Genomic DNA, 9374 nt, shown 5'->3' on the forward strand with positions numbered 1-9374 from the left:
GCCAGACATTTATTGCTGGTCAATTCCTATGGCCGATTTGCATACAGAAATGCGCTGGTCATCCTGGATGTATCTCGCCGGTTATCAGATCAATGGAAAAGTCTCGTGATGGAAAACCTGAAATGAAGCGGTCGAACATCCGGAAAAGTCTGCCGAAGGCTTCCTGCATCGATCCCACCGCAATCGTTTCAGTACGACGAGCATAGAGATCCAACACCCATTTGTACGCAGCGAGGTGCGGCTCAGATACAGCATCAAACCCCAGATCGCTGCCCATCCTGACGCGATACCAGTCACCCAGAAACGTCATTGCGCTTATCCGCGACAGCAAGGCGGGATCAAGTCCGTATTCCACGGCAGAGATGGTTAGCTGGCACTGTTTGTCACTATCGCCAATTGCCACTTTAAGATCAGCAAGCGTACCGGAAGTGACGGGACGCTCGACCAGTGCGAGAGCGGCCAAATCCAGAATTCCAAGGTTTCTCACTGCTTCTGCAAGTGCTTCCGGCCACTCCCGACGCAGAAAACGTCTACCGATAAGATGCGCGAGGTGGCTCGACAGGAATTCCCCATAATTTGCAGTGTTAAGCAGCTCGCCGGGATTGATCTTGTTTCTCCCAGCTTCGGCGGCATATTGAGAGAGGATGTCAGTGTCGAGCGCCATGGCGTCAATGCTGATCGTCTCTATATTCAGCTGATTGGGCTGGATGCGTATAATCTTGTAAGCACCTGGAAAAGCGACCAGCGAGGGTACGGATACATTGAACAGAAAGCCATTGGCGTTGCGACGGCGAGCGGTATCGTTGATATGAAGATGACCACTGAAATGCACGCGAATACCGGCATCAATCAGGGCATCGCCAACATCCGGTTCCGGGATGCGGCCCATGAGGCTTGTTTGCCCAAGCACTGCAAGTTCGTCATCACGCGTGCCATCCAGCGGATCGAGCGCTGGATAATGGGAAAAAGCGATGACCGTCTTGCCAAGTTCTCGCGCCCGATCAGTGACCGATTTTACCCAATCCAGAATGAAGCGTTTGTGGATCAGCATGGCGTTCCAGCCGGCATCGGTGCTGTCGGCGAAAGCCTCCTCCGCATCGCCGGTTTCTCCCCCCACTGGCACGAACACGTTGGCGTCGATCATCAGCATCCATAGATTCTCGAAAGGTTCGACGAGATAGGTCGCATCCATGAGCGTGCGAACCGTCAAGCCATCAGGCGAGCGAATTTCGAACTCCCGCGCTGATGGATGATCCTCAGTGCCAAACGGGGTTTCCCAATGCAGATATTGCGGCTTTCGGAAAAAGCCGACGTCGCCCGGCGCATGAAGGCCGAGTGGATAACCTGCGCAACGCAGATTCTCATTGATGATCAAGGCATCGTCGTCTGGCGAAGCCTCGCGCTCCGGATTGCTGGTTACCAGATCGTGGCCACCGCGAGCATTCAGAAAACGTTTCGACCGATGGCGCCCGCCGGGACCAAAAATATCGTGATTGCCCGGCACCGCATAGAACTGCATTCCATGGCGTCTGGCGTAATCGTCCAGAAGGGTCCGCAAGCCTGTCATAGTCGCCGTCTGGCCGTCATCCGAGTAGTCTCCCAGAAGGACAACGTGGTGAATTCCTTGCACGGCTACGTCATCCAGCGTGTATCGCAACGCGGAGGAACTCTCGTTGAACACGCGTGTCGAACGCACCGTGTTGGCAAATGGACGCAATGCCATGGTCCGCTTGTTCACCGTGACCCCGGCAGTGCCATAGTCGCCGAAAATATCGTGGAAGTGCGCGTCGGCAATCACGGCAATGGACGGGAACTCTGATGTCATCCCTTAGAGATTTCCTTTACAACTTCTCACGCTTCATACCACCGACAAGAATGCTACATATTTAGTAGTAAGCTAGAATCTACGCTCGCATATGTTTCACCGTCTGGCTAACATGCCATGATTGCGACAAAACCGGAAACGGTCGGACAACGTTGATTTTCTTGCCGGAGAGCCAGCACTCTCATGGAGCGGCGGTCTTCGAATTTGCGCGACGGCAGAAAGTGAGAGCGACACAGTGTTTCGGGTGCGTTTTTGGGGAGTGCGGGGCAGTCTGCCGGTTTCAGGACCGGATTTCCGGCAATATGGCGGCAATACTGTCTGCATCGAGATGCAATGCGGTGAGCACAGATTGTTGTTCGATGCCGGATCCGGCTTGTTGCCCGCCGGAAAATCATTGCTTGCCGAAGGTATTTCCAACTTCAACCTGTTCTTTACACACTGTCATTACGACCACATTATCGGTCTGCCTTATTTCGCGCCACTCTTTGATGCCCGCTCGACGGTGGAACTCTGGTCCGGGCATATGTACGGAAAGATGAACACGAGCGAGATTGTCGCGGAGTTTATACGGCCCCCATGGTTTCCCATTGAAATAGATGTCTGCCCCGCAAAAATGATCTGTAAGGATTTTAAATCCGGCGATGTTCTGAAACCCCACCCCGGTATTGAGATTATAACCGGAAGCCTCAATCATCCCGGTGGCGCAATCGGCTATCGCGTACAATGGGGCGGGCGTTCCGTAGCGCTGATCACCGATACCGAGCATGAACCTGGTATCCTCGATCCTGCGGTGTTGAGTCTGATCCAAGGCGTGGACCTTTTCCTCTACGACACCACCTACACCGATGAGGAAATGCCCAAGCATGTCGGCTATGGTCACTCATCGTGGCAGCACGCTATCCGGCTTGCCAAGGCAGCCAACGCAAAGAATGTTGCTTTCATCCATCATTCGCCGCTGCGCACAGACGCAGAAATCGAAGCAATCGATCGCCAAGCCGCGAGCCAGTTTGCTGGCGCCTTCTCAGCCCGGGAAGGCCAAACCTTCAACGTCTAGAGCGGTTCCTGTTAAAGCGGAATCGTGGAACCGCTCTATCTATTTGTTTTGACGCATTATCCTACGCAAAACCGCTACGCACTTTTGCTGGAAATGCTCTATGTCTGAGCAAGCATATCCGGCAGCGCCACCCATCGGCTGGCAGGACGAGACGCTGTCTGCTCAAAGAGCGCATCGAGAAATTGCCAAGCAGACTCGTCGTGCACCAGATGATGGGTCAGGAACCCCAAGCTGCCACCGCCATCGAACATCACCCGCAGACGATGGACGACATCATCAATCAGCGCCACATGATCGCGGGCACCCCGCGTTCCATGCCAGTCCATCAGATCGACATGGGTGTTGATCATCGACAATGGACCGAGCTTCTCCGGTCCAAACACTGAAAGGGAATGGAACCCAAGACCAGCAAGCGCGCCCACCAAAGACGGTGCAATACGGTTCCATGGCGGCACCAGAACTGGAGCGAAACGGCCAGCATGGAGCGCCTCAAGACGCTCCAAACCAGATTTCAATTCCGCAGCGACGACGCCAATCGGCCGATGTTCACCAAGCTCCTGCTTCTTCTCGTGCTCACCGGCAAAATTGGTATGCGACCAGCCGTGAACAACCACCGTAGCCAGCGGCCAGTCGTCGAGGTACTCTGCAAGGGACTGGCCCGTATGTTCGGGGATCACAGCCAGCGCCACGGGAACAGCATGGCGCGTGCTTAGCTCAAGCAGTCGCGCCAGCTCTGGCGTCGGAAAAACCGCATCGTCATCACGCAACCAGAAGTCCGCGACTTTGCCAGCCTTATGCCATCGGTCCAGTTCGCTTTTCAACGTTTGCCATATATCAGTTCCCATTACGCGCTGCCCACATGATTTTTGAGGATTTCGTCAAGACGTTCAGACGCCACTTCCAGTGACCGCTCGTCTCGCACGAACTGTCGAGCCGCAAAGGCCATGTCGTCGCGGATTTTGGCATTCGCCAGCGCCGAGCGCATCGCTTGAGCATATGCAACAACGTCGCCCGGCGGTGTGAGAATACCGGTACGGTCGTTGACCACGACTTCCGGTACCCCGGCGATGGCCTGAGCCACGACTGGCAGGCCAGCGGCCTGTGCTTCCAGATAGGCCAGCCCATAAGCCTCCCCGCACCCGGGCCAGACATAAAGAGTACTTTGCGCAAACAGACCCGCGATTTCCGATGGCTCCAGCTCCCCGTGCCATCGAATTCGTTCCGGCGAAAAACCGGCAAACAACGTCTCGACTTCTGCGCGACAGGCACCATCACCCACGATGGAAAGTGTCCATGGAACATCACCGAGCAGCGCCAGCGATCCCGCCAGCATCCGGTAACTGTCCATTTTGTCGCCACTGCGCATCATCGCCACCGTTATCAGCCGATCACGCTCGGGATGAGGCACCACTTCGGCAAACCCGGCGCAATCGATAAACGGTGCCAGCATCGCAACGCGGGCCTCGGGCAGCGCCTCTTTCAATCCGCTGCGGTCGCGCTCGGTCAGGCAGATGTTGACGGCTGCCTGTTCGACAGTTTTCAGCAAGCTTTGCTGAATTTCTGTCCAGATTCCCGTATTGCGTCTCGCAGAATATGATGCTTCGACTGTCACGTAAGGTATGGCGAATGAGGCAGAAAGCACCGGCCCAAGCAAATCGGGAGCCTTGTAATAGGGATGATATGTCAGCCACAGATCAGGGACGGTATTGCCCCGCCAAAGCAATGAAATCCGCGTGATCTCCCGTTCGGCCTGCACTTCGAGTGCAGCGAAAGCTTCGACTGATGGCACTTTCAGGAAACTACGGAATTCCGATACGACTTCCACCTCATGACCGGCACGCCGCAATGCTGCAATCAACAGCCTCCCCATCAGCCGATCTCCAGAAGGAACCGGATGGTGGGGTGATTTCAACGGAGAATAGAAAGCGATCTTCATGGCGTCATCAATTCGGTCGTGGCTACCATGTCAATCAATGCCCTGAATGCTGAAATCTACTTGAAATTGAAGCGCTTTTTCATTCTGCCCCGAGCAAAGCCGCAAGACAAGCTTCTTACTCGTCATTTGCAATCATTCTTGTTTGAGGCTTGATACTCAGTCAATCATAAGTCCTGAACGCCCGGTCAGCGACTGATGCAAGGGGGCGGCAACTGCACTTTGTCAGATCTGCGTTCGTGCGATCTCTGGCAATCATGCTTTTGCCTCCTCTGTTGCCGCGGCTTCAGCCTGCATCTTGCGCATGATCTCGTGGCTGGCAGCAGCCGTCTCGCTGCCGCCTTCGACATGAACTGTAGGATAGGCAATCTTGATACCGTTTTCTTCGAAAGCCTTCTTGATCATCATGAAGGCCCGCCTCTTTATGCCGAACTGTGTGCCAGGCTTGGTCATCAACTTCATCCGAAGCACGATCGAATACTCGCCGAAACTATCGATACCCTGCATCTTCAAGGGCTCGATCGTGTCTGCCGCAAATTCCGGGTCCACCGCCAGTTCCTGACCGATCTTCTTGACAAGCTTGCGGGCCAGTTCCACGTCCGAATCGTGCGTGACGCCAATTGTCATCTTCTCAATCACCCAATCACGGCTCATGTTCTGGATGGCACCCAGCTGGCCGAACGGAACGGTGAAAACCGGCCCGCGATGGTGCCGTAGTCTTATCGAACGCAGACTGAAAGATTCCACCGTTCCCTTGTATGACCCGCTTTGGATATACTCTCCGACGCGGAACGCATCGTCGAGCATATAGAAAACCCCGCTCAGAATATCTTTTACAAGCGTTTGTGCGCCAAAGCCGACGGCAACGCCAAAGATGCCGGCACCGGCGATCAGCGGCAAGATTTGTACACCCATGCCCGACAGGATTGTCAGCACAGCCACAACAGCAATGAATGCGGCAAGTGCGTTGCGGAATATTGGCAACAGGGTACGCAGCCGGCCCGAACGCGCCATCGCCGCGCCGCTGCTGTCGGCTGGATCGATGGGCCTCAACTGATGGTCAATCAATGCCTTCGCCAACTGCCAGAGCAAATCCGCTACAACAAGAATGATGATTGCGTTGAACGCGCCGTTGACCAAGCGTTCACCGAGCCCATTCCCCGAAAGGGCTGCGGCGCTGAATTTCCATAGATAAGCCAGCCAGAAGACCGCCGCCGCGATGACCAGCGCTCTCGCTCCTCTTGCGATGATGACGTCGAATATAACGCCGACCGCACCAGCTCGTTTGTCATTACCGACAAGTACCTGCGCAACGCGGCCTGTACCACGCAGGACGGGCGGCAGCGCCAGCGCATAAATACCGATCCACAACAGCCCCAACATTCCCCCGACCCAGACCAGCCAGAGAGCGATCAGAAAGAGGGTCAGCAACATACCTTTCAAAGCCGATGGGTGGCAATCAGGATGACGCCAAACCACTTCGATTGCGACTGCCAGCAATCCAAGCCCCAGCAAATATGACCCTATCTGAGCAACTTCTAGCGAAAAGCCGATGGCGCGCATGATGCTGACGATTGCCCAGCCGAATAAGAAAATTCCGGCCAAAATGCTGATACGTCGGCGCCAGAAGCGCGCCGTCTCAACACTATCTGCAGCCATATATTGTACGGGCACTGCCTCTTTCATCACGTCGTCAGACAACTGATCTGACGAAGCCGAAGGCTGAGTGGCCAGGAGGATAGTGGCACGGGTACAGATAGCCCGCACCACGCGAAACGCAATAATGGCTACCAGGAGGGTCAATACGATCCTCCGCAGCAATGGCGGCCATTCCAACGCCAGAAATGACCCGACACTGGCTAATGAAAAGGTAAGCAACGCAGCCAGATTGGTCAGGATTGCCCGCGGAACAAAATCCCGCCCCGAGGCTGATGGTGGTTCCTTCGGTAACAATTTCCGAACCAGCCATTCAGCACCGAACCCCACGGCCATCAGCACGGCGAGAATGAAGATCACAAGGCCCGGCCGACCGTCGTTGACGTCACGGGCGATTCTGTCGGCCCCGTTCGCCAGTTCTTGAGGGATACGGGGCACTGCATCGACAAGTCCTGCTATACGATTGCGAACCGCAGTTTCCCAGCTTGCAAACGTATCGGAAAGCGCGGGCTCAGCAACCGGGGGCGGAGCAGCTTTGCTTTCCAGCCAGGCCTTAACGTCCGGCTCATTGAGCACATCAAGAAGCTGTCTGACTTTCTCGGGTGGCACCTCGGATTGAGCCGTCTGCGCCCAACCGGGGATTTGCAAAATGGACAACGCGATCAATGTGACCAACATTATCGCGCCAGTTCGCAAAGCCACCAACATTTCCATCGTCAATTCTCCGCGCCTGCTGCAGCATTGACCTCTGACCGAATAAACGAAGCGTAAGCCTTACCCGATACGTCGACTAACCCGACGACTGCGTTGCACGAGAAACCATGGTGCGTCACCCTGATCTTCCTCTCTTTGCGTGTTCAAAGCCAATTAAAGAAGAAGCTTGAACCCTTCATAAGGCGGCAAGTAACATCAAAGAAAGTAAAATAGCGATTATTCCAAGAATGGCATTTCGTTCGCGTGTTGACCATAGAATAATGTATTTCTGAATTTTTAATAGCTTATATTTAGATAGATGGCCGAGCCGAATGCTCTCTCCGATCCGCGTGCTCCGTTCTCATGGGCACACGTAACCCTGGCCGACGATTACTTTTAGGATAATTGAGCTGCGCGCGACCTGAACCGCCAGCGCGGAAGCCATTGTTGTCGATCCCTCGCCCGCTCACTGACGTAAAGAACAGAAAATACCGCTCCATTCTTGCCTACCCCAACCGCTACGCGGTGCAATAAAAAACTCCCGCTATACGGAACCATAATTTTAGACTATATTATCAGCTCTACTTAATAACTTGGTTACGTTGGCATTCTCGAGCAGAAGAGTTGGCGGATCGTGGCGCTCCTTATTGTCATCATCTTTGATGAAGCGCTTGGCATGTGCCGACAATGAGGAGCTGGATCAGCATGGATCAAGTAGCGGATGCCGTGCATAAAGCGACGGTTGCGCATTTACCTCCGTTTATAACACCACCAGGGCAAACCGATGTACTTCTGAACATCGTGATTGTCTTTCTGGTGTTCGTCGTGTTCTTAACCGGCGTTCTCTACTTAAGGCTCCACGCCTTACCGGAACATATCGCGCATCGCACGCATAAAGTCCAAATTCAGTTAGTTGCGGTTCTGGGACTGATCTCGCTCTTCACCCACAATCAGCTCTTCTGGATTGCAGCCTTATTGATTGCGATGGCAGAGCTACCGGATTTCCTTTCTCCAATAACATCTATGGCCAGATCTCTACGTATCATAGTCCGACATGGGCTTGCGCCTACGCCGATGAGTCAGATGAGCACGTCTTCCACTCACGACACGGCGCAGACAACCATCCCTGCGGCATCCGTGGCGAATACCGCCGGAGCCGCACCAGTTGTCAATTCTGCACCTGACAAAATCAACGAGAAAAAGCAGGAGTAACAATAATGCTGGAGTTTCTGCTTTGCTCGCTGATCACGATATTCCCGGACTATTTGTTCCGGAGATTCCGTCAAGGAAAACGGATAGGGAGAGAGATTACGATCTACTCCGTTGAACTGCCCCCCATTTCGACCGGACAGTCGGCATAAGCAGAAAGGCTCAAGCACAGGCTTGGGTATAGGCTTATGTCTAACGAGTATCGACATGTCGAATTGCTGACAGGTGATGTCCGCCGTCGGCGGTGGACAACCGAGCAAAAGCTGACGATCATCGAGCAGAGTTTCGAACCAGGCGAAACGGTATCTTCGACCGCTCGCCGCCATGGTGTTGCGCCCAATCTGCTTTACCGGTGGCGCAGGCTCTTGAGTGAGGGAGGTGCTGCAGCCGTGGATTCTGACGAGCCGGTGGTCGGCAATTCGGAAGTGAAGAAACTGGAAGATCGCATCCGCGAGCTGGAGCGCATGCTCGGCCGTAAGACGATGGAGGTCGAAATCCTCCGCGAAGCCCTTTCCAAAGCGGACTCAAAAAAACGGATATCGCGGCCGATCTTGTTGCCGAAGGACGGTTCGCGATGAAGGCCGTAGCAGACACGCTAGGCGTCTCCCGTTCCAACCTCATCGAGCGGCTGAAAGGCAAATCAAAGCCGCGTGGGCCTTACCACAAGGTCGAGGATGCAGAGCTTTTGCCCACCATTCGCAGGCTGGTGGATCAAAGGCCAACCTATGGCTATCGGCGGATCGCCGCGCTCCTCAATCGCGAAAGGCGAGCCGCCGATAAGCCTGTGGTCAACGCCAAACGGGTCCATCGCATCATGGGCAACCATGCCATGCTGCTGGAGAAGCATACCGCCGTTCGCAAGGGCCGCATCCATGACGGCAAGGTCATGGTTATGCGCTCCAATCTGCGCTGGTGCTCGGACGGTCTGGAGTTCACCTGCTGGAATGGCGAGGTCATTCGTCTCGCCTTCGTCATCGACGCATTCGACCGCGAAATCATCGCCT

Annotated in this window: 6 protein-coding genes and 1 pseudogene; 3 read left to right on the plus strand and 4 right to left on the minus strand. The window is 54.7% G+C overall.

The window, feature by feature from the left end:
- Window positions 1-58: 58 nt before the first annotated feature.
- Window positions 59-1825, minus strand: coding sequence for a metallophosphoesterase family protein (locus ACTJKP_RS17900; RefSeq protein WP_440631633.1), 1767 nt, complete (start codon window positions 1823-1825; stop codon window positions 59-61).
- A gap of 235 nt (window positions 1826-2060) precedes the next feature.
- On the opposite strand from ACTJKP_RS17900, the gene ACTJKP_RS17905 reads away from it, so the two are divergent.
- Window positions 2061-2879, plus strand: a complete 819-nt coding sequence (locus ACTJKP_RS17905; protein WP_440631634.1) for an MBL fold metallo-hydrolase — start codon at window positions 2061-2063, stop codon at window positions 2877-2879.
- A gap of 98 nt (window positions 2880-2977) precedes the next feature.
- On the opposite strand, the gene ACTJKP_RS17910 is transcribed toward ACTJKP_RS17905, so the two are convergent.
- The 3 genes from ACTJKP_RS17910 to ACTJKP_RS17920 all read right to left on the minus strand — a co-directional run bounded on the left by ACTJKP_RS17910 (window position 2978) and on the right by ACTJKP_RS17920 (window position 7182).
- On the minus strand, window positions 2978-3724 hold the full coding sequence (locus ACTJKP_RS17910; RefSeq protein ID WP_440631635.1) for a polysaccharide deacetylase family protein: 747 nt from the start codon (window positions 3722-3724) through the stop codon (window positions 2978-2980).
- The gene (locus ACTJKP_RS17915; RefSeq protein WP_440631636.1) at window positions 3724-4815 is read right to left on the minus strand and encodes a glycosyltransferase family 4 protein; all 1092 of its coding nucleotides are present in this window, start codon (window positions 4813-4815) and stop codon (window positions 3724-3726) included. The genes ACTJKP_RS17910 and ACTJKP_RS17915 overlap by 1 nt, the downstream gene beginning before the upstream one ends.
- 252 nt (window positions 4816-5067) lie before the next feature.
- Window positions 5068-7182 (minus strand): mechanosensitive ion channel family protein, encoded by a 2115-nt coding sequence (locus tag ACTJKP_RS17920; protein ID WP_440631637.1) that lies wholly within the window; start codon window positions 7180-7182, stop codon window positions 5068-5070.
- 684 nt (window positions 7183-7866) lie between these two features.
- Here ACTJKP_RS17920 and ACTJKP_RS17925 point away from each other — a divergent pair.
- Entirely contained in the window at window positions 7867-8373 is a 507-nt protein-coding gene (locus ACTJKP_RS17925; protein WP_440631638.1) for a hypothetical protein, read from the plus strand.
- A 185-nt stretch (window positions 8374-8558) separates the two neighbouring features.
- Window positions 8559-9374: pseudogene (locus ACTJKP_RS17930) on the plus strand (IS3 family transposase); the annotation flags it as partial.

Origin of the sequence: Brucella sp. 22210 (genome assembly GCF_052045675.1) — a bacterium.
Lineage (GTDB): Bacteria > Pseudomonadota > Alphaproteobacteria > Rhizobiales > Rhizobiaceae > Brucella.